The 18,327-nt window shown below is 59.7% G+C and carries 16 protein-coding genes; 10 read left to right on the plus strand and 6 right to left on the minus strand.

The genetic code is table 11. From position 1 onward, the window contains the following. Positions 1-178: 178 nt before the first annotated feature. Positions 179-1,711: an AmpG family muropeptide MFS transporter gene (locus FIV38_RS11170; protein ID WP_029295353.1), complete on the minus strand. Its 1,533-nt coding sequence runs from the start codon at positions 1,709-1,711 to the stop codon at positions 179-181. A gap of 43 nt (positions 1,712-1,754) precedes the next feature. Next, positions 1,755-2,108, minus strand: a complete 354-nt coding sequence (locus FIV38_RS11175) for an MGMT family protein (RefSeq protein ID WP_029295355.1) — start codon at positions 2,106-2,108, stop codon at positions 1,755-1,757. A 165-nt stretch (positions 2,109-2,273) separates the two neighbouring features. Between FIV38_RS11175 and FIV38_RS11180 the strand changes: the two genes are divergently transcribed. Then, positions 2,274-3,281, plus strand: coding sequence for a DUF481 domain-containing protein (locus tag FIV38_RS11180; protein ID WP_029295357.1), 1,008 nt, complete (start codon positions 2,274-2,276; stop codon positions 3,279-3,281). A gap of 96 nt (positions 3,282-3,377) precedes the next feature. Here FIV38_RS11180 and FIV38_RS11185 read toward each other — a convergent pair whose 3' ends face one another. Then, positions 3,378-4,136 (minus strand): SDR family oxidoreductase, encoded by a 759-nt coding sequence (locus FIV38_RS11185; RefSeq protein ID WP_029295359.1) that lies wholly within the window; start codon positions 4,134-4,136, stop codon positions 3,378-3,380. Between the two features lie 75 nt (positions 4,137-4,211). On the opposite strand from FIV38_RS11185, the gene FIV38_RS11190 reads away from it, so the two are divergent. The 4 genes from FIV38_RS11190 (at position 4,212) to groL (ending at position 7,708) form a co-directional block, all read left to right on the plus strand. Continuing rightward, the gene (locus tag FIV38_RS11190) at positions 4,212-4,943 is read left to right on the plus strand and encodes a HugZ family pyridoxamine 5'-phosphate oxidase (RefSeq protein WP_092237903.1); all 732 of its coding nucleotides are present in this window, start codon (positions 4,212-4,214) and stop codon (positions 4,941-4,943) included. A gap of 66 nt (positions 4,944-5,009) precedes the next feature. Beyond that, on the plus strand, positions 5,010-5,486 hold the full coding sequence (locus tag FIV38_RS11195; RefSeq protein ID WP_092237900.1) for an FxsA family protein: 477 nt from the start codon (positions 5,010-5,012) through the stop codon (positions 5,484-5,486). Between the two features lie 229 nt (positions 5,487-5,715). Continuing rightward, complete coding sequence (locus FIV38_RS11200; protein WP_003175874.1) at positions 5,716-6,012, plus strand: co-chaperone GroES; 297 nt, start codon at positions 5,716-5,718, stop codon at positions 6,010-6,012. Between the two features lie 49 nt (positions 6,013-6,061). Continuing rightward, positions 6,062-7,708: a chaperonin GroEL gene (groL, locus tag FIV38_RS11205; protein WP_029295372.1), complete on the plus strand. Its 1,647-nt coding sequence runs from the start codon at positions 6,062-6,064 to the stop codon at positions 7,706-7,708. A gap of 164 nt (positions 7,709-7,872) precedes the next feature. On the opposite strand, the gene FIV38_RS11210 is transcribed toward groL, so the two are convergent. Further along, complete coding sequence (locus tag FIV38_RS11210) at positions 7,873-9,810, minus strand: LTA synthase family protein (protein ID WP_092237896.1); 1,938 nt, start codon at positions 9,808-9,810, stop codon at positions 7,873-7,875. Between the two features lie 201 nt (positions 9,811-10,011). On the opposite strand from FIV38_RS11210, the gene colR reads away from it, so the two are divergent. The 5 genes from colR to FIV38_RS30345 all read left to right on the plus strand — a co-directional run bounded on the left by colR (position 10,012) and on the right by FIV38_RS30345 (position 13,781). Then, on the plus strand, positions 10,012-10,695 hold the full coding sequence (colR, locus tag FIV38_RS11215) for a two-component system response regulator ColR (protein WP_029295378.1): 684 nt from the start codon (positions 10,012-10,014) through the stop codon (positions 10,693-10,695). Further along, a complete protein-coding gene (locus FIV38_RS11220; protein ID WP_029295380.1) occupies positions 10,685-11,965 on the plus strand; it encodes a sensor histidine kinase in 1,281 nt (426 codons plus the stop codon). Before colR ends, FIV38_RS11220 begins: the two co-directional genes overlap by 11 nt. A gap of 187 nt (positions 11,966-12,152) precedes the next feature. Continuing rightward, complete coding sequence (locus FIV38_RS11225; protein WP_092237893.1) at positions 12,153-12,833, plus strand: class I SAM-dependent methyltransferase; 681 nt, start codon at positions 12,153-12,155, stop codon at positions 12,831-12,833. 4 nt (positions 12,834-12,837) lie between these two features. Continuing rightward, on the plus strand, positions 12,838-13,554 hold the full coding sequence (locus FIV38_RS11230; protein ID WP_070994462.1) for a lipopolysaccharide kinase InaA family protein: 717 nt from the start codon (positions 12,838-12,840) through the stop codon (positions 13,552-13,554). Further along, complete coding sequence (locus FIV38_RS30345) at positions 13,554-13,781, plus strand: hypothetical protein (RefSeq protein ID WP_029295386.1); 228 nt, start codon at positions 13,554-13,556, stop codon at positions 13,779-13,781. Before FIV38_RS11230 ends, FIV38_RS30345 begins: the two co-directional genes overlap by 1 nt. Positions 13,782-14,002: 221 nt before the next feature. Here the strand turns inward: FIV38_RS30345 and FIV38_RS11240 are convergent, their stop codons facing one another. Next, positions 14,003-17,035, minus strand: coding sequence for a multidrug efflux RND transporter permease subunit (locus FIV38_RS11240; RefSeq protein ID WP_029295388.1), 3,033 nt, complete (start codon positions 17,033-17,035; stop codon positions 14,003-14,005). A 3-nt stretch (positions 17,036-17,038) separates the two neighbouring features. Next, positions 17,039-18,202 (minus strand): efflux RND transporter periplasmic adaptor subunit, encoded by a 1,164-nt coding sequence (locus tag FIV38_RS11245; RefSeq protein ID WP_092237889.1) that lies wholly within the window; start codon positions 18,200-18,202, stop codon positions 17,039-17,041. Positions 18,203-18,327 lie beyond the last annotated feature (125 nt).

The raw sequence follows: 18,327 nt of genomic DNA on the forward strand, positions 1-18,327 counted from the left end.
TTGTACGGGCGGTCGCCGCCAGAGTACAGGCATCAGGTGGTGACGGGATTTCTGTGGGGCGCCGGCGTCAATGTGGGAGCGGGCTTGCCCGCGATGCAGGCGCCTCGGTGTGTCAGGCAAACCGCAGTGATGCTATCGCGGGCAAGCCCGCTCCCACACAAGCCCGGCCCTGCAGGTGTCAGCCTTCTTCGGGGGGATTCAAGCGGATCCGCCGGCTTTCCTGGTACCAGTGCAAGGCAATCAGCAGCAGCGTTGGCACGCCGAGCAGTGCGGTGATCAGGAAGAAGTTGTGATAGCCGAACTTTTCCACCATGACCCCCGAGTAGCCGCCGATCAGCCGTGGCAACAGCAACATGATCGAGCTGAGCAGGGCGTACTGGGTGGCGGAGAACTTCAGGTTGGTCAGGCTCGACAGATAGGCGACGAATGCCGAGGTCGCCAGGCCTGAGCTGAAGTTGTCCAGGGAGATGGTGAAGATCAGCATCTGCAGGTCGGCGCCCATGTCGGCGAGCATCAGGAACAGCAGGTTGGTGCCGGCCGAGGTGATGCCGCCGATAAACAGGATCGGCAGGATGCCGAACCGCACGATCAGCAGGCCGCCCATACCGGCGCCGACCAGGGTCATGATCAGGCCGAAGATCTTGCTGACGCTGGCGATCTGGTCCTTGGTGAACCCCTGGTCGATATAGAACACGTTGGCCATCACGCCCATCACCGTGTCCGACATCCGGTAGGTGGCGATCAGCCCCAACAGCAGCAGGGCCTGCCAGCGGTAGCGCAGGATAAAGTCGTTGACCGGCGTCAGCACAGGCGCCAGACCCCGGCGGCCCATGGCCGAGAGGCACAGGGCGGTGAGGGTGATATAGAGGATGGCGCGCAGGAAGGCGCGGTCTTCCAGCAACAGGTCGAGCAGGCTCACGCCTTCGAACAGCACGCTGGCGAAGTCGGTGTTGTACAACTGGGTGAACATCGCCGGTACCGACACCAACAAGATGATCAGTACAAATACCGACATCAGTTGGTGGGCAAACGTATAGCGCCCGGCCTGCAACTGGGTGCGCAGGGGCACATCGGGTTCACGCATGAAAAAGCTGGTGAGCAGGGCCGGGATCATCAGCACGCCGAACAGCACGTAGGTGCCGGTCCACGCCGAATGCTTGTAGTTGAACCCCGTGGAGCCAAAGCCTTCGGCGAAGAACAGCGCGCCCGCCGTGGCCAGCAGAGCGGCGATGCGATAGCCGGACATATAGCTGGCGGCCAGGGCGGCCTGGCGGCTGTCGTCGGCGATTTCCAGGCGATAGGCGTCCACCGCGATGTCTTGGGTTGCGGAGGCAAATGCGACGATAACGGCAATGGCGATCAGCCAGGACAGGTGTTTCTGCGGGTCGCAGAAGCCCATGCCGATCAAGCCGAGAATCACCAGGGATTGGGACAGCACCAGCCAGGAACGACGACGTCCCAGCTTACCCAACAGCGGCAGGCGCCATTGGTCCAGCAGCGGTGACCAGACCCACTTGAACGCATACGCCAGGCCGATCAGGCTCGCATAGCCGATGGTCTCGCGTGCCACACCGGCTTCGCGCAACCAGACCGAGAGCGTCGAGAACACCAACATGTAAGGCAGGCCGGCGGCAAAGCCGAGCAGTAACAGCACTAATGTCGAGGGGCTGGCATAGGCAGCGAGCGCGGCGCGCCAGGTTTTACGGGGCATGGGCTGGAGTCTGCCTCAGATTTACGGAAACAAAGCGCGCACTCTAACCGCTGTGCTCTACCGGGCGCCAGCCATGACGCTGAATATCAACGCGATTGTTCAGGATACTGACACCTTCACTGCGTAAACGCGCACGTTGTTCATCGCCCGAGACGCTGCCCACCGGCAGACTTATCCGACCGCCGGCGGCGACCACCCGGTGCCAGGGCAACTTCGAACCCTCGGGAAGTTGGCTCAACGTACGGCCCACGAAGCGTGCGGCCCGCCCCAGACCGGCCAGGTGCGCCAGTTCGCCGTAGCTGACCACGCAGCCTTCGGGCACTTGGGCCAAGGTCAGGTACAGCGCGGTTCGGCGCATTTCGGCCGGGTTTTGCGGGGTGTCGGCGGGCTCGTTCACTGTTCTGGCGGCTCAGTTGAAAATAGTCGTGGATATGTAAGAAACGTCTGTAAAGATGCCGTTGAGAATTGAACTCAATACAAAACCTTGAGTCAGTCCTTGCTAAGACTTCAGCTACGCCGATAATGCCTCCTTTTTCGCCAAACTTGAGCCCCGTAACCGCTTATGTTGTCCAGAACCCTGCTGTGCCTCGCTGTCTTTACTGCTTCTACCCCTGTGCTGGCCGATACGGTCTGGTTGAAAAACGGTGATCGCCTGACCGGCAAGATCAAGGTTTTCGACGGCGGCAAGCTGCTGATCCAGACCGAATACGCGGGCGCGATCCCGGTGGACTGGAAACAGGTGAAAACCCTGGAAAGCGACCAGGAGTTGCTGGTCAAGCAGGATGCCTATATCGGCGAGAAGGCCAAGTCCCTGCATCCGGCCGAGGACGGCAAGGTGGTCCTGGCCAACGGCGAAACACCGAAGACGGTGGAGTTGGCCAGTATCCAGCAGATCATCAAGCCCAAGCCTGTGATCGAGGACCTGGTGTGGAAGGGCAATGTCGACGTGGCGCTGGACTACAAGCGTGCGGAAAAAGACACCGACGACTATGACATCGACTTCAAGACCACTGCCCGTCACGGCAAGTGGCGCCATATAGCAGAAGGCGAATACAACCGCGAATTCCAGAACGATGTGGTCACCACCGATAACTGGAGCGCCGAGTACGCGCTGGACCGCTTTATCACCGACCAGTGGTTCTGGCAGGGGCGCCTGACCTACAAGCACGACAAGGTCGAAGACCTGCGTCGCCAGCGCACCGTCGGTACCGGTCCGGGTTATCAGTTCTGGGATGATGAGCTGGGGGCGTTCTCCCTGGGGTCATTGCTCAACCGCACTGACTACGAGTACCAGGATGGCGGCAAGGACAACTTCTATTCCCTGGCGATGAAGTGGGACTACAACCGCTATCTGATCGGCAAGACCGTGGAGTTCTTCACCAACGGTGAAGTGGGCAAGCCCTTGGCCGGCCCCGCCGACTACGCGCTCGATGCCGAAATGGGCCTGCGCTACAAAGTCACCGAATGGGCCTCGCTCAACCTCAAGGCCGAGCGCGACATCATCAGCGGCGGTTCGGACAGCGACTTGAGCAAGACCCGCTACACCGCAGGGTTTGGCGTGACCTGGTAAGCCTGCCAGTGCTTTTGTGGCGAGCCGGCTTGTCGGAACGCCGCATCGCCCGCGTTGGGGCGCGTAGCGCCCCCCCTGATTTGTTTTTCAGTGGTGTTACAGGCGCAACCCGCCATCCAACTCCAGGATGCGCCCGGTGTAGTAGTCGTTCTCGAAGATATAGGCCGCCGAGTGGGCGATCTCTTGCGGCCGGCCCATGCGCTTGAGCGGGATCCCCGACGTCATCTTCTCCAATGCTTCGGGCTTCATGCCCAGGGTCATTTCGGTCTCGATAAAGCCCGGCGCAATCCCCGCCACACGTATGCCATAACGCGCCAGCTCCCTGGCCCAGGTCACCGTCGCTGCGGCCACGCCGGCCTTGGCCGCCGAATAGTTGGTCTGGCCCACATTGCCCGCGCGGGAGATGGACGAGATGTTGATAATGGCGCCCTGGTTTTTCAGCTCCACCATCTTCGCCGCCACTTCACGGGTGCAGAGGAACACGCCGGTCAGATTGACGTCGATCACCGCCTGCCACTGGGCCAGGCTCATCTTGGTCATCTCGCCGTCCTTGACCTTGAGCAGCAAGCCATCGCGCAGGATCCCGGCGTTGTTGATCAAACCATGGATCGCGCCAAAGTCATCGGCGATCCGTGCCACGGTATGGGTCACCTGTTCTTCATCCGCCACGTTGCATAGATAGCTGCGTGCGGTGACGCCATGGGACTGGCATGCAGCCACCGCGGCATCGAGCTTTTCCTGATTGAGGTCCACCAGCGCCAGGTGGGCACCTTTGCTTGCAAAATACTCGGCCATGGAGCGGCCCAAACCCTGGCAACCGCCGGTGATAATGATTACTTTGTCGTTGAGATGCATTCGCATGTCCTGTGAGCAGATTTAAGCGGTTGTCCAAGTCCGTTTTGTGACGGATCTTATCGAAGGAGTCATAAGTTGAGCGTCCACGTTGCCAAGAATGCCCGAGAACTACTGCTCAAGGAATACCGTGGGGCGCTCGCCACGCACTCCAAGGCCATGCCCGGTTTTCCCTTTGGTTCGGTAGTGCCTTATTGCCTGGACGCAGAGGGCCGGCCGTTGATCCTGATCAGCCGTATCGCCCAGCACACCCACAACCTGCAAAAAGATCCGAAATGCTCGTTGCTGGTAGGCGAGCGTGAGGCAGATGATGTGCAGGCCGTGGGCCGCCTGACTTACCTGGCTGAAGCCGAAAAACTCGAGGACGAGGAGGCCATCGCCGCCGCCGCCGAGCGTTACTACCGGTATTTCCCCGACTCGGCTAACTACCATAAAGCCCATGACTTTGATTTCTGGGTGCTCAAGCCGGTGCGTCATCGCTACATCGGCGGTTTCGGCGCGATCCATTGGGTCGACCAACTGACCCTGGCCAACCCGTTTGCCGGCAAGGCCGAGTTGAGCATGATCGAGCACATGAACAGCGATCACACCAAAGCCATTGCCCACTATGTCGAGTTGGCCGGCCTGTCGACCTCCGAGCCCGCGCAGCTGGCGGGTATCGATAGTGAAGGCATGCACCTGCGCATCGGCCAGGGCTTGCACTGGTTGCCGTTTGCGGCGACTTGCAATACGCCGACACAAGTGCGCGAAGCCTTGGTTTTCCTGGCTCACGCCGAGCAATGGCCGAAAAAATCCACCACCCAAGCTTGAATTCACGAAAGGGCGACGTCATCTAAGGTCTAGTAGCAAGGCATTCTTGCGTTGAGGAACCATTTGATGCGCCCTTTTTTATTGCTCTTTCTGCTGTTTCCGGCGCTGGAGCTGTTCGTATTCGTCAAGGTCAGCGGGGCTATCGGGTTTTTCCCGGCGCTGCTGCTGATCATTCTCGGCTCGATGCTCGGCGTGTTCGTGCTGCGCATCGCCGGACTGGCCACCGCACTGCGTGCCCGTGAAAGCCTGAATCGCGGCGAACTGCCGGCCCAGACCATGCTTGAAGGCCTGATGATGGCCTTGGCCGGTGGCCTGCTGATCGTGCCGGGTTTTGTCAGCGATGTGCTGGGCTTGATTCTGCTGCTGCCATCCACTCGTCGGTTGCTGGCAGGCAAGTTGCGCCAGCGTGCCGAAGAAGCGGCGGTGCGCCAGCGCGCCTTTGCCGACGACCTGCAGCCACGCGGCGGCCCGGCACCTCGCCAGCCGCTGGGGCGTGAAGGTGATGTGATCGAAGGCGAGTTCGAGCACCGCGACTCCAAGTAACGCCATGCCAGGTAGGGTGCCTTCGGGTGCCCTGCTGACACAAAAATTTTCACCTGTGGCCCTTGTAATAAGCATATACGCCCTTATGTAACGGTCACCGCAAGGTTTCTGGTGGCGACACCAGACAGACTTCCGCGTTTCGCCTGGCGAACCGCGACCGGCCCCGCCGGAATACCACCAGCCGGTACTGATACCGGCCGATGAAACTTACAATTAGGAGAGATCGACAATGAGCAAGCTTCGTCCTCTGCACGACCGCGTCGTTATCCGTCGCAGCGAAGAAGAAAAGAAAACCGCTGGCGGTATCGTTCTGCCAGGTTCGGCTGCTGAAAAAGCCAACCACGGTGTGATCGTCGCTGCAGGCCCAGGCAAGACTCTGGAAAATGGTGACGTGCGTGCGCTGGCCGTTAAAGTCGGTGACAAGGTTGTATTCGGTCCTTACTCCGGCAGCAACACTGTGAAAGTCGACGGCGAAGACCTGCTGGTTATGGCTGAGAACGAGATTCTCGCTGTTCTGGAAGACTGATTCCCCGCTCATTTTCCCGTTACTACAAAGTATTTAAGGAATATCGATCATGGCTGCTAAAGAAGTTAAATTCGGCGATTCCGCCCGTAAGAAAATGCTCACCGGTGTCAACATCCTGGCTGACGCAGTAAAAGCGACCCTGGGCCCGAAAGGCCGTAACGTGATCATCGAGAAGAGCTTCGGCGCTCCGACCATCACCAAGGACGGCGTTTCCGTAGCAAAAGAAATCGAACTGGAAGACCGTTTCGAAAACATGGGCGCGCAGCTGGTCAAAGACGTTGCCTCCCGTGCCAACGATGACGCAGGCGACGGTACTACCACCGCCACCGTTCTGGCTCAGGCAATCGTCAACGAAGGCTACAAAGCCGTCGCTGCCGGCATGAACCCAATGGACCTCAAGCGCGGCATCGACAAGGCCACCATCGCCATCGTTGCTGAGCTGAAAAACCTGTCCAAGCCATGCGCCGACACCAAGGCTATCGCTCAGGTAGGCACCATCTCCGCCAACTCCGACAGCTCCATCGGCGACATCATTGCCGAAGCCATGGAAAAAGTCGGTAAAGAAGGCGTGATCACCGTTGAAGAAGGCACTGGCCTGGAAAACGAACTGTCGGTTGTAGAAGGCATGCAGTTCGACCGTGGCTACCTGTCCCCGTACTTCGTCAACAAGCCTGAGACCATGGTTGCCGAGCTGGACAGCCCGCTGATCCTGCTGGTCGACAAAAAGATCTCGAACATCCGTGAAATGCTGCCAGTGCTGGAAGCCGTTGCCAAAGCCGGCCGCCCACTGCTGATCGTTTCCGAAGACGTTGAAGGCGAAGCCCTGGCGACTCTGGTTGTGAACAACATGCGTGGCATCGTCAAAGTCGCAGCCGTCAAGGCTCCAGGCTTCGGCGACCGTCGCAAGGCCATGCTGCAGGACATCGCAGTCCTGACTGGCGGTACCGTTATCTCCGAAGAGATCGGCCTGAGCCTGGAAAGTGCCACCCTGGAAAACCTGGGTAGCGCCAAGCGCGTGACCATCTCCAAGGAAAACACCATCATCGTTGACGGTGCTGGCGTTGAGCAGGACATCCAGGCGCGCATCACCCAGATCCGTGCCCAGGTTGCTGAAACCTCCTCGGACTACGACCGTGAAAAACTGCAAGAGCGTCTGGCCAAGCTGTCTGGCGGCGTTGCAGTGATCAAGGTTGGCGCTGGTTCCGAAGTTGAAATGAAAGAGAAGAAAGCCCGCGTTGAAGACGCCCTGCACGCAACCCGTGCAGCCGTTGAAGAAGGCGTGGTACCTGGCGGTGGCGTTGCGCTGATCCGTGCTCTGGAAGCCCTGACCGGTCTGACCGGCGACAATGCTGACCAGAACGTCGGTATTGCTGTACTGCGTCGTGCTGTTGAAGCACCGCTGCGTCAGATCGCTGCCAACTCCGGCGACGAGCCAAGCGTTGTGGTCAACGAAGTCAAGAACGGCAAAGGTAACTACGGTTACAACGCTGCGACTGGCATCTACGGCGACATGATCGAAATGGGCATCCTGGACCCTACCAAGGTGACTCGTTCCGCGCTGCAAGCGGCATCCTCCATCGGCGGTCTGATCCTGACCACCGAAGCTGCGATCGCTGATGCACCGAAGAAAGAAAGCTCGGCTGGCGGCGGTATGCCAGACATGGGCGGCATGGGTGGCATGGGCGGCATGATGTAAGCCAGCCTTACCCCTGTACTGAAAAAGCCCCGCCAGCGTCATGCTGGCGGGGCTTTTTTATGTGCCTTGTGTAGGAGCGAGCTTGCTCGCGAAGAACCTGAGGGCGATGCGTTTGTTCATGGTGAACGCATTATCGTTGACGTTCTTCGCGAGCAAGCTCGCTCCTACAGGGCTGCGGCGTTCTTGTGTAACTTCCAACTGAGCAAGTGTTGCTTGAAGTCATAACTGGCCGCCTGGTAGTAAGTGATCGCGCGCTGGATCAGCGGATCATCGCTGTTGCTCCGCGATTCCTGGCTTGCACCCAGGGCCTGCTCGTGGCGCCGCAGGCCTTGGCGGGGGCTGAGGATGGCCAGGTTGGTACCGTCAAACAAGCCCAGGTGCTGATAGTTGCCGACCACCACACGAGGTGGCAGCGGGTTGTCCTGCAACAGGTTGCGGCCGAAAAACGTCGATTCATAGCTCAGGTTCAACAGGCCCAGAAGGGTCGGGGCGATGTCGATCTGGCTGGCCAGTTGCGCGCTTTCCCGGGCCTCGATCAATTTCGGCGCATAGATAAACAACGGAATCTGGTAGTTGGCGATGGGCAAGTCTTCCTTGCCCGCGCTGCCGGCAGTGTGGTCGGCGACAAACACGAAGATCGTATTGTCGAACCACGGTTTTTGGCGTGCAGCCTGCAGGAACTGACCGATGGCGTAGTCGGTGTATTTCACCGCACCGTCGCGACCATTGCCGGACTGGATGTCGATCCGGCCGTCCGGGTAGGTATAGGGCCGATGGTTTGAAGTGGTCATCAACTGCAACAGGAACGGTTGCTGCTTGGCATAACCGGCATCCGCCAGCTTCAAGGTTTGCTTGAAGAGGTCCTCATCGGCCATGCCCCAGGCGTTTTTAAAGCTGATTTCGGATTCGTTGACACTGCTCTGGTCGACCACTCGGTAACCGTTGCCGCTGAAAAACGCATTCATATTGTCGAAGTAGCCGCGGCCACCATACACAAACACGCTGTCATAACCGATTGCACTAAGTTGTTGGCCTAGGCTGGCAAAGCCGCTTTCCCGGCCAATCCGCTTGACGATGGAGCGCCCCGGAGTGGGCGGGATGGCCAGGGTAATGGCTTCCAGGCCGCGGTCGGTGCGGGTACCGGTGGCGTAGAAGTTGTTGAAATACAGGCTGTGTTTACGCAACTCATCAAGGTTGGGGGTCAGGTTGCGTCCATCGCCGTTACTGCCCATGTATTTGGCGCTGAAACTTTCGATGGTCACCAGGACGATATTGGGTTTGCGCAGGGTGCCGGGGTTGTCGATGGCGCGGCGGATATCCAGTGGGTCAGTGCCGATGAAACGGGCATTGGGTTCACTGAGTTCCGCCCGCAGTTGGCGGGCTACGATATCGGCCGGCAGGCTTTTGTAGAACTGGCTGTAGTCCAGTTCATTGTTGCGGAACGCGGCGAAGAATTGGTAAGGGCCATTGCTGGCCAGTTCGTTGTTATAGGCGTTGCCACCCTGGGTGCGCGGGCTGTCCTGGCTGACCAACTGCAGGCTCAGGCCGGCAACCAGCAGCAATCCCAAGGCATTGAGCACGCGCCCGCGCATGGCCGGCAGGGGCGAGTCGAGTGCTGCGTTGAACGGTTTGCGCAAGGCCAGGCTCAGGACAATCGCCAGTATCGCCAACAGGCTCAACAGTTTGCCGATCGGGTAGGACTCCAACAGGTTGTTCAACACCTCATCGGAATACACTAGGTAATCGACGGCAATAAAGTTGAAGCGCACGCCGAACTCATCCCAGAACAGCCATTCGGCCACCGAGGTGAACAACATGGCGAACAGGCTGACGGTCAGTACGCCTTGCAGGAACCAGCGATGGCCGCGCCGCCGCCATAGAGCAGGCGGACACAGCAGCAGATACAGGCCCAAGGGTAATGCAGCGTAGGCCAAAAAACCCAGGTCATAGAGCAGGCCCACGCCGAATACTGGCAGCAGGTTGCCGCTGACTTCATCCAGATGGGTGATGAGCAGTACGCTGCGGGTCAGTAGAAAAATGCCCAACCAGATGCTGGTCAGCAGTAGCAAATAACGCATTGGCGCAGTCTTGGGCAGGCCCATGTCTAGATTCCTGAGAGCGATGGGCGGCGATATTCACCCTGGCACTGTGGTCGGCTTGTGAACCTATAGTGAAAAACTCGTTAAGCTGCTTAATCGGTTGAAAACAGTAATCGGTTGCTCGTTCAGGCCTAGCGGTAAGCCATACTTGGCCTTAAGCTGCGCGAGCCAACACGGCCGTTACCGCGTACGGAGACACTGCCCATGCGAATTTTATTGGTTGAAGACAACCGCGATATTCTGGCCAACCTGGCGGATTACCTGGGGCTCAAGGGTTATACCGTGGACTGTGCGCAGGACGGTTTGTCGGGCCTGCATCTGGCCGCCACCGAGCATTACGACCTGATCGTGCTCGATATCATGCTGCCCGGCATTGATGGCTACACCTTGTGCAAACGCCTGCGTGAAGATGCGCGTCGCGATACGCCGGTGATCATGCTCACCGCCCGTGATCAATTGGACGACCGCCTGCAAGGTTTCAAGTCGGGTGCCGACGACTATCTGCTCAAGCCGTTTGCCCTATCGGAGTTGGCCGCACGCATCGAAGCGGTGCTGCGCCGGGCCCAGGGCGGCGGGCGGCGTGAGCTGCAAGTCGGCGATCTGTCCTACGACCTCGATACCCTGGAAGTGACCCGCGAAGGGCGTTTGCTCAAGCTCAACCCGGTCGGCCTGAAATTGCTCGCCGTGCTGATGCAGAAAAGCCCTCACGTCCTGCGTCGCGAAGTGTTGGAAGAAGCCCTGTGGGGCGATGACTGCCCGGACAGCGACAGCCTGCGCAGCCATGTCCACCAACTGCGCCAGGTGATCGACAAGCCATTTGCCAAACCATTGCTGCAAACCGTGCATGGCGTGGGTTATCGCTTGGCCGAGGGCCGTGATGGAGTTTAAGCAAAGCCTTGCCCAGCGGATCATCATCGCCTTTGCGCTGATGAGCGCGCTGGTGGCGGGGGCCTTTGCCATGGGCATCGTCGCCACGGTGCACCTGGTGGAAGAAAAACTGATTTCGGCGGGCCTGGGCGGCGACTTGCAACGCTTGCTGCTGATGGACAGTGTCGAAGACTGGCGCCACCGGCCCGAGCCGGACCAGTTGTTCTACTTCAGCGGCGGGCGCGGCGATTTTGAGCTGCCCAAGGACTTGCGGCATCTGGATGCGGGCTTTCACGAAGTGTTTCGCGAAGCGCTGTCCTACCATGCCATGGTTGAGATCGTCGACGGCCGGCGTTATGTCCTACTGCAAGACCAGAGCGATTTCGAAGAGCGTGAGCGTGTGCTGTTTGCGGTGGTGCTGGTGGGGTTTGTCCTCAGCCTGGCGCTGGCGGTATTCCTCGGCTGGGTCCTGGCCCGCAAGGTAATGGCCCCAGTGGTACGCCTGGCGCGCCAGGTGCGTCATCGTGACCAACTGCTGGGCCTGGCCCCGCCGTTGGCCCCGGACTACGCCGCCGACGAAGTGGGCGAGCTGGCAGTGGCCTTCGACGCCACCCTGGGCCGCCTGCGCCAGGCACTGACCCGTGAGCGCCTGTTTACCAGTGATGTCAGCCATGAACTGCGGACGCCACTGATGGTGCTGGCCAGCTCCTGCGAACTGTTGCTGGAAAACCCGGCCATTGATTCACGGGGGCGCAAACAGGTCGAGCGCATCGCCCGGGCCTGCGAGGAAATGCGCGAACTGGTGCAGACCTTCCTGATGCTCGCCCGCGCCCAGCATGACGACACCACCATGTCACCCCAAGTCACCCTGGCCCAGGTCGCGGAGGACTTGCTGGGGATCTGGCGTGAACCCATCGAACGCAAGGGCATCGAGCTGTTCTACCAACCGGGCAACCCCCTCGATATCCGCTACAACGCCACCTTTTTGCATGCGGTGATGGGGAACCTGTTGCGCAACGCCCTGCACTACACGGAGCAGGGCTTTATCCGCCTGACCCTGGAACCCACGGGGTTTGTAGTGGAAGACACCGGCGTGGGCATCCCCGAGGACAAGCGCGAAGCGATGTTCGAGCCCTTTGTGCGCGGCAATGAAAAACGCGGCGATGGCCTGGGCCTGGGTTTGTCGCTGGTGCAGCGGATCTGCGATAACCAGGGCTGGGTGGTCAGCCTCAGCACCATGGAGCCTAGCGGCTGCCGTTTCCATGTTGAATTGAGCCACGTCAAACCTTGATCCCTTCTTGCCCCTATCCTGGGGCAGACTCCCTGCTGTTCGACGAAGATGGCTTCCTGCCATGCTTTTTCCCTGTAAAACTTTGTAATTCTTTAGGGTTAGACGGGACGTTTTTTTCACAAAGGGTTGACCTGTGGATGACGTGCGGCTGCTTAAAGTCGTAGGCATCAGTCCAGGAGACTCGTTGATGGCTACTCCGATCAAGCTTGAATTTTCCGCAAAGTACGACGACCGCCACGCTCAGCAATATTTGCTCAAACACCAGGACACGTTGGCGCGCCGGCTGTCCCACAAACGCGACGAACAATTGGCCCGTGGTGCGCTGGCGATGGCCGGTGAGCCTGGCCTGGTATTGGACTTGCCGTGCGGCGCCGGGCGTTTCTGGCCGTTACTCACAGAAAAGCCCAACCGGATCGTTATCGGTGCGGACAATTCCGAGGCCATGCTGAACATCGCCATGGGGGCGCAACCGGCGGATGTGGTCAAGCAGGTACGACCCTTGCAGACATCTGCCTTTGATATCGATTTGCCAGACAGCGCCGTGGACAGCATTTTTTGCATGCGCCTATTGCACCACATCGGCGAGCCGGCCCACCGAATGGCGATATTGAAGGAATTTCAACGAGTTACCCGCGACAGCGTGATCATTTCATTGTGGGTAGATGGCAACTTCAAGGCCTGGAAACGCAAGCGCCTGGAAGTGCAGCGCCGCAACAAAAGTGAGCAGGAGAGTTACCGAAATCGATTTGTGTTACCGGCTGCTACTGTTGAGGCTGAGTTTGAGCAAGCTGGTTTCCGCGTCCAGGAGTATTTGGACTTCATACCGCTGTATGCCATGTGGCGAGTGTATGTATTGCGCAAGAGGTAGCAGGATGGTGGTTGAGTACGTAGCAGGCAGTCACGTAGCTCCCGAAGAGCGGTTCGAATATTTCTGGCGGCAGCAGGGCGAGTGGGTTGAGGCACCCAATCGTCGTCGAGGTGGCGAAAGCGGTGTGCAGCGGGTGATCGGGACCAATGGGCGGCTGCTCTACAGCAAGCGTCAGACCGGCCATACCTATCGCAGCTGGCTGCACCCTTTCGGGCGGCCTACGGTGCTGCGTGAGCGTGATGCGCTCAGGGGCCTGCGTTTGCTCGATGTCGGCGTTCCGGAGCTGGTGTTCTGTGGCGCCCGACGTGACCCTGAACATCAATGGAAGGCCTTGTTGGTGACGGCGTCATTGGATGGTTTCGAGGAAATCGACAACTGGTACGCCGCCGGTGGCCGCAAGCAATGCGGGGAACTGGTGCATGAGCGGCTGCTTGATGAACTGGCGCAAACCCTGGCGCGCATGCACAAAGGGCGTTGGCAGCATGGCTGCTTGTACAGCAAGCATATCTTTGTGCGGGTCAGCGGTGCGGGAGAGGGCGCGACGGTCGAAGTGGCGCTGCTGGACCTGGAAAAGTGCCGCCAGCGTTTGACCGCCCGACGGGCCGCAGCCCATGACATGCAGCAATTGCGTCGCCATTCGTCGTGGAATGCCGCTGACTGGCAAAAACTCAGCTACTTTTACGAAGCGGCGTTTGGCAGCGCTATCAAGGGTTTAACCTAATGAAGCTAGAAATAGCACGAGGTTTGTTTCTGTTGGGGGCCTTGGGCATCGCCTCCCTGGCCCTGGCTGCCTGGGAGCAGCCCCGCACAGAAGTCCTCAGCGCGGTGCACAGTGGCGGGCAATGCCCGCTACCACGGATCGCCAAAACCACGGGGGTTACGCAGCCTGACCATCAGCTTTTGCTGTTCATGTTCGGGATGTCCCAAGGGATGAGGCCTGCGAGTTGAAGAGATTGACCCCCCGATAAAAGGCCTCGCATAGCGAGGCCTTTTGTTTTGTGCATACCTGTGGCGAGGGGGCTAGTCCCCCGTTGGGCTGCGAAGCAGCCCCAATCTTTAAGCTCCACTGCGGCTGATCAGATACGCCGAGGTGACAGGCTTTGGGGCTGCTTCGCAGCCCAACGGGGGACTAGCCCCCTCGCCACAAGTACGCACAAATGGATAGGTACTCAATCCGCCAAGGGATCACGCTTGGCCAGCAACGTATACACACACGGCAATACAAACAAAGTAAACAAGGTGCCCACCGACATCCCCGTGGCAATCACCATCCCGATATCAAACCGGCTGACCGCCCCGGCCCCGGTGGCAAAGATCAACGGCACCATGCCAAACACCATCGCTGCCGTGGTCATCAATACCGGGCGCAGGCGAATCGCTGCCGCTTCTTCCACTGCTTCGCGGGCTGTCAGCCCCTTGTCCTTGCGCAACTGGTTGGCAAACTCGACGATCAGAATCCCGTGCTTGCTGATCAGCCCGATCAACGTCACCAACCCCACCTGGGTGTAGATGTTCATGCTCGACCAACCAAGGAACAACGGGATCAACGCCCCACAGATCGACAGTGGCACTGTCACCAGTATCACCAGCGGGTCACGGAAGCTCTCGAACTGCGCCGCCAGCACCAGGAAGATGATCGCCAGTGCCAGGCCAAAGGTGACCCACAGTGCGCTGCCTTCCTGGATGAACTGGCGCGAGGCGCCGCTGTAGTCGAAGGCGTAGCCGGCCGGGGTTTCTTCGAGGGCGATCTGGCGCACGGTGTCGATGGCCTCGCCCATGCTGACAATCGGAAAGCCCGAGATCAGCGCCGAGTTGAGTTGCTGGAACTGGTTCAGTTGACGCGGCCGTGCGCGGTCGCTGACGCTGATCAGGGTCGACAGCGGCAGCAGTTCGCCCTGGGTGTTTTTCACGTAGTAATTGTTCAGCCATTCGGGGTTGTCCCGGTAGGCCCGCTCGACTTGGGCGATGACCTTGTAGCTGCGGCCATCAATGGTGAACCGGTTGATTTCCGCTTCCGCCAGCAAAGTCGCCAGGGTGCTGCCCAGGTCCTGCATCGAGACGCCCATCTGCGCCGCCTTGGCTCGGTCGATATCCACCACCACCTCGGGTTTGTCGAACGCCAGGTCGATGTCCACGAAGGCGAACTTGCCCGACTCCATGGCGCGCTTTTTCACACGATCGGCCACTTGCAGCAATGACTCATAGTCATTGGGCGTGTTGATCACAAAACCAAAAGGCAGGCCTTCGCCAGTGCCCGGCAGCGATGGCAGGTTGAAGCCAAATACCTGCAAGCCCGGAATCTGCTCCAGGCGCTTTTGCACCTCCGGCAGGATTTGCATCTGGGTGCGCTCGCGCTCGTTCCACGGCTTGAGCAGGAACCCGCCGATACCCGATTGCACGCCATTGAAGCCATTGATCTGGAACGAGGAGTAATACTCCGGGAAGTCCTTGAAGATCGCGATGAACTCGTCGGTGTAGGTGTTCAGGTAGTCCAGGTTGGTCGGCTGCGGTGCGCTGGCCATCATGAAGATAATGCCCTGGTCTTCGTCCGGGGCCAGTTGCGACTGGGTGAACTTGAGGAACACCGGGATCAGGCACAGCACGATCAGGGCAAACACGATCACCACCGGCCGGGTGTTCAAGGTGCCGTGCAACAGGCTCTGGTAGCGGCGCTTGAGGCCTTCGAAGATCCGATCCAGCCGATGGGCCAGGCCGCTGGGGTTTTCGTCGTGGCGCAACAGCAGGGCGCACATCATCGGCGACAGGGTCAGGGCGACGATACCGGAAATCACCACCGCCCCGGCCAGGGTCAGGGCGAACTCCTTGAACAGGGCCCCGGTCAGCCCCTCCAGGAAGCCGATGGGTGCATACACCGCCGCCAGGGTGATGGTCATCGACACCACCGGCACCGCAATCTCCCGCGCGCCTTCCAGCGCGGCGTCCAGTGGTTTCTTGCCGTCTTCGATATGGCGGTGGATGTTCTCCACCACCACAATCGCATCGTCCACCACCAGGCCGATGGCCAGGACCATAGCCAGCAGCGTCAGCAGGTTGATGGAGTAGCCCATCAGTTGCATGAAAAACAGCACGCCAATCATCGACAGCGGAATGGTAACCACCGGGATCACCACCGAGCGCAGCGCCCCGAGAAACAGGAACACCACGACGATCACGATCAGCACCGCTTCAAACAGGGTCTTGACCACCTCGTTGATGGACGCCTGGATAAACAGCGTGGCGTCGTAGGCAATTTCTGCCTTGAGGTTGGGCGGTAGCTGGGATTCCAGCTCCGGCATGATCTTGCGCACCTCTTTGATCACATCCAGCGGGTTGGCGCTGGGCGTGGCCTTGATGCCGATATACACCGAGGGCGTGCCGCCAAAGGAGCTGATGGCGTTGTAGTTTTCCGCGCCCATTTCCACCCGGGCCACGTCGCCGAGCAGCACCCGGCTGTCGCCATCGGTCTTCACGGTGATGGCAGCGAAGGCTTCGGCGGTCTTGAGGTCGGTGTTGGCATTGATGCTGGTGACCACATACTCGCCTTTCACTTCACCGGCGGCAGAGAGAAAGTTGTAGTTGCGCACGGCATTGGTCACGTCGCCGGCGCTCAGGCCGAAACCCGCGAGCTTGACCGGGTCCAGCCACAGGCGCATGGCAAATACCTGATTGCCGAGGATCTCGGCTTCGGCCATGCCAGGCAGGGTCGCCAACTTGGGCTGGATCACCCGCGACAGGTAGTCGGTGATCTGCGGGTTGCTCAGTTGTTGGCTGGAGAAGCTGATGTACATCAGGGCCGAAGCATCTGCGGCCTCTTTACTCAACACCGGATCTTCAGCGTCTTGCGGCAGCTTGTTCTTCACCTCGTTGGCCTTGGCCAACAGTTCGGTGAACAGGCGGTCGCTGTTGGCGCCGATCCGCGCATAGATGGAAATCACCGAGAAGTTCTGGCGACTGACCGAGGTCATGTAGTCGATGCCTTCGGCGCTCGCCAGGCTTTGCTGCAACGGCTGTGTGATGTAGCCCTGGATGGTCTCGGCATTGGCCCCCGGGTAAGCGGTGGTCACCGTGATCAGCGCATTTTCCATGGACGGGTATTGGCGCAACGGTAGTTTGCTGTAGGCCTGGAAACCCAGCAGCACGATCAGCAGGCTGACCACCATGGCCAGCACCGGACGGCGGATAAACGTGTCGGTAAACGCCATGGCTCAGTTCCTTGAACCGTCGTTGCGCGGAGGTTGGCCAGGAGTGGCCGGCAGGTTTTTGTCTGCGGTGATAGCAATATGCGCGCCGGTGTCGAGCTTGAGTTGGCCGGCGCTGACCACTTGCTCGCCGCTGCTCAGGCCCTTGGTCACCAGCACCAGGCCGTCACGCCGCTCGCCGGTCTCGATAAAGCGCCGTTCGGCGATCAATATCGGTTGACCGTTGGCATCCTTTTCGAGGCTGCCGTCTTCGCTCTTCTTCTGCGCCACCACATAGGCCGAGTTGCCGTAGAGGGTGTAGGTGATCGCACTTTCCGGGATCACCACCTGTGCCTGCGGATCGGGCAACAGCACTTGCAGGCTGCTGAACATGCCCGGCAGCAGTTTGTTATCCGGGTTGGCCAGGGTTGCCCGCACCAGTACGTTACGGGTGCTGCTTTCGACTTTGGGGTTGATGGCGCTGAGGGTGCCGGGGAAGGTCAGTGTCGGGTAGGCCGAGACATGCACCTGTACCTCCTGGCCGACCGCCAGCTTGGGCACCGATTGCTCGGGCGCATAGAAGTCCACGTAGAGGCTGCTCAGGTCCTGCAAGGTGGCGATCACCGTGCCGCTGGCCAGATAGTCGCCGACGTCCACCTGGCGAATGCCGATGGTGCCGCTGAATGGCGCGACGATGTGTTTCTTGGCCAGGGACGCCTTGAGCTGGTTGACCGTGGCCTTGTTTTTTTGCAGTTGCGCCGAGAGTCGGTCGAACTCGCCCTTGGAGATCGCCTGGCTGCCCACCAGTTGGCTGCCGCGCCCGTAGTCGAGTTGGGCCAGGCCGAGGTCGGCCTGGGCGGTTTGCAGCAGGGCGTCTTCCACTGCGCTGTCCAGTTGCACCAGCGGTTGCCCGGCCTTGACCTTTTGCCCGGACTCGAACTGCACGTTCTTGACGGTGCCGGCAATCTCCAGGGCGAGGTTCACCCCTTGCAACGCCTTGAGTGTACCCACCGCCGGCAGGCGCTGTTGCCAGGGCTGTTCGACCGCCGTGGCCACCGCCACGCTGATCGGTGGTTTGGGCGCGGAAAAGACCTGAATCTGCTGATAGATGGAAAAGGCCTTATAGCCCGCCAACAGCAGGACGATTAGCAGGGCAACGGCCAACATGATCAGCATGCGACGACGCAGCATATTCCGGTTCCTTGGAAAAAACTGAGGCAGACGAAGACGAACGATTTGGCACATTACTCCGAGTGCCTGGGGGATTCCAACTGGCATTTTTTGCCGTCAGCCCCCCTGTAGGCGCCGGCAAGCCG

Origin of the sequence: Pseudomonas proteolytica (assembly GCF_007858275.1) — a bacterium.
GTDB classification, from domain to species: domain Bacteria; phylum Pseudomonadota; class Gammaproteobacteria; order Pseudomonadales; family Pseudomonadaceae; genus Aquipseudomonas; species Aquipseudomonas proteolytica.

Excerpts from the sequence above, each read along its gene's own strand:
- FIV38_RS11245 (WP_092237889.1), bottom strand. The coding sequence starts at position 18,202 with ATGCTGCGTCGTCGCATGCTGATCATGTTGGCCGTTGCCCTGCTAATC.
- colR (WP_029295378.1), top strand. The coding sequence starts at position 10,012 with ATGCGAATTTTATTGGTTGAAGACAACCGCGATATTCTGGCCAACCTG.
- groL (WP_029295372.1), top strand. The coding sequence starts at position 6,062 with ATGGCTGCTAAAGAAGTTAAATTCGGCGATTCCGCCCGTAAGAAAATG.
- FIV38_RS30345 (WP_029295386.1), top strand. The coding sequence starts at position 13,554 with ATGAAGCTAGAAATAGCACGAGGTTTGTTTCTGTTGGGGGCCTTGGGC.
- FIV38_RS11185 (WP_029295359.1), bottom strand. The coding sequence starts at position 4,136 with ATGCATCTCAACGACAAAGTAATCATTATCACCGGCGGTTGCCAGGGT.
- FIV38_RS11210 (WP_092237896.1), bottom strand. The coding sequence starts at position 9,810 with ATGGGCCTGCCCAAGACTGCGCCAATGCGTTATTTGCTACTGCTGACC.
- FIV38_RS11180 (WP_029295357.1), top strand. The coding sequence starts at position 2,274 with ATGTTGTCCAGAACCCTGCTGTGCCTCGCTGTCTTTACTGCTTCTACC.
- FIV38_RS11230 (WP_070994462.1), top strand. The coding sequence starts at position 12,838 with ATGGTGGTTGAGTACGTAGCAGGCAGTCACGTAGCTCCCGAAGAGCGG.
- FIV38_RS11225 (WP_092237893.1), top strand. The coding sequence starts at position 12,153 with ATGGCTACTCCGATCAAGCTTGAATTTTCCGCAAAGTACGACGACCGC.
- FIV38_RS11220 (WP_029295380.1), top strand. The coding sequence starts at position 10,685 with ATGGAGTTTAAGCAAAGCCTTGCCCAGCGGATCATCATCGCCTTTGCG.
- FIV38_RS11240 (WP_029295388.1), bottom strand. The coding sequence starts at position 17,035 with ATGGCGTTTACCGACACGTTTATCCGCCGTCCGGTGCTGGCCATGGTG.
- FIV38_RS11170 (WP_029295353.1), bottom strand. The coding sequence starts at position 1,711 with ATGCCCCGTAAAACCTGGCGCGCCGCGCTCGCTGCCTATGCCAGCCCC.
- FIV38_RS11195 (WP_092237900.1), top strand. The coding sequence starts at position 5,010 with ATGCGCCCTTTTTTATTGCTCTTTCTGCTGTTTCCGGCGCTGGAGCTG.
- FIV38_RS11200 (WP_003175874.1), top strand. The coding sequence starts at position 5,716 with ATGAGCAAGCTTCGTCCTCTGCACGACCGCGTCGTTATCCGTCGCAGC.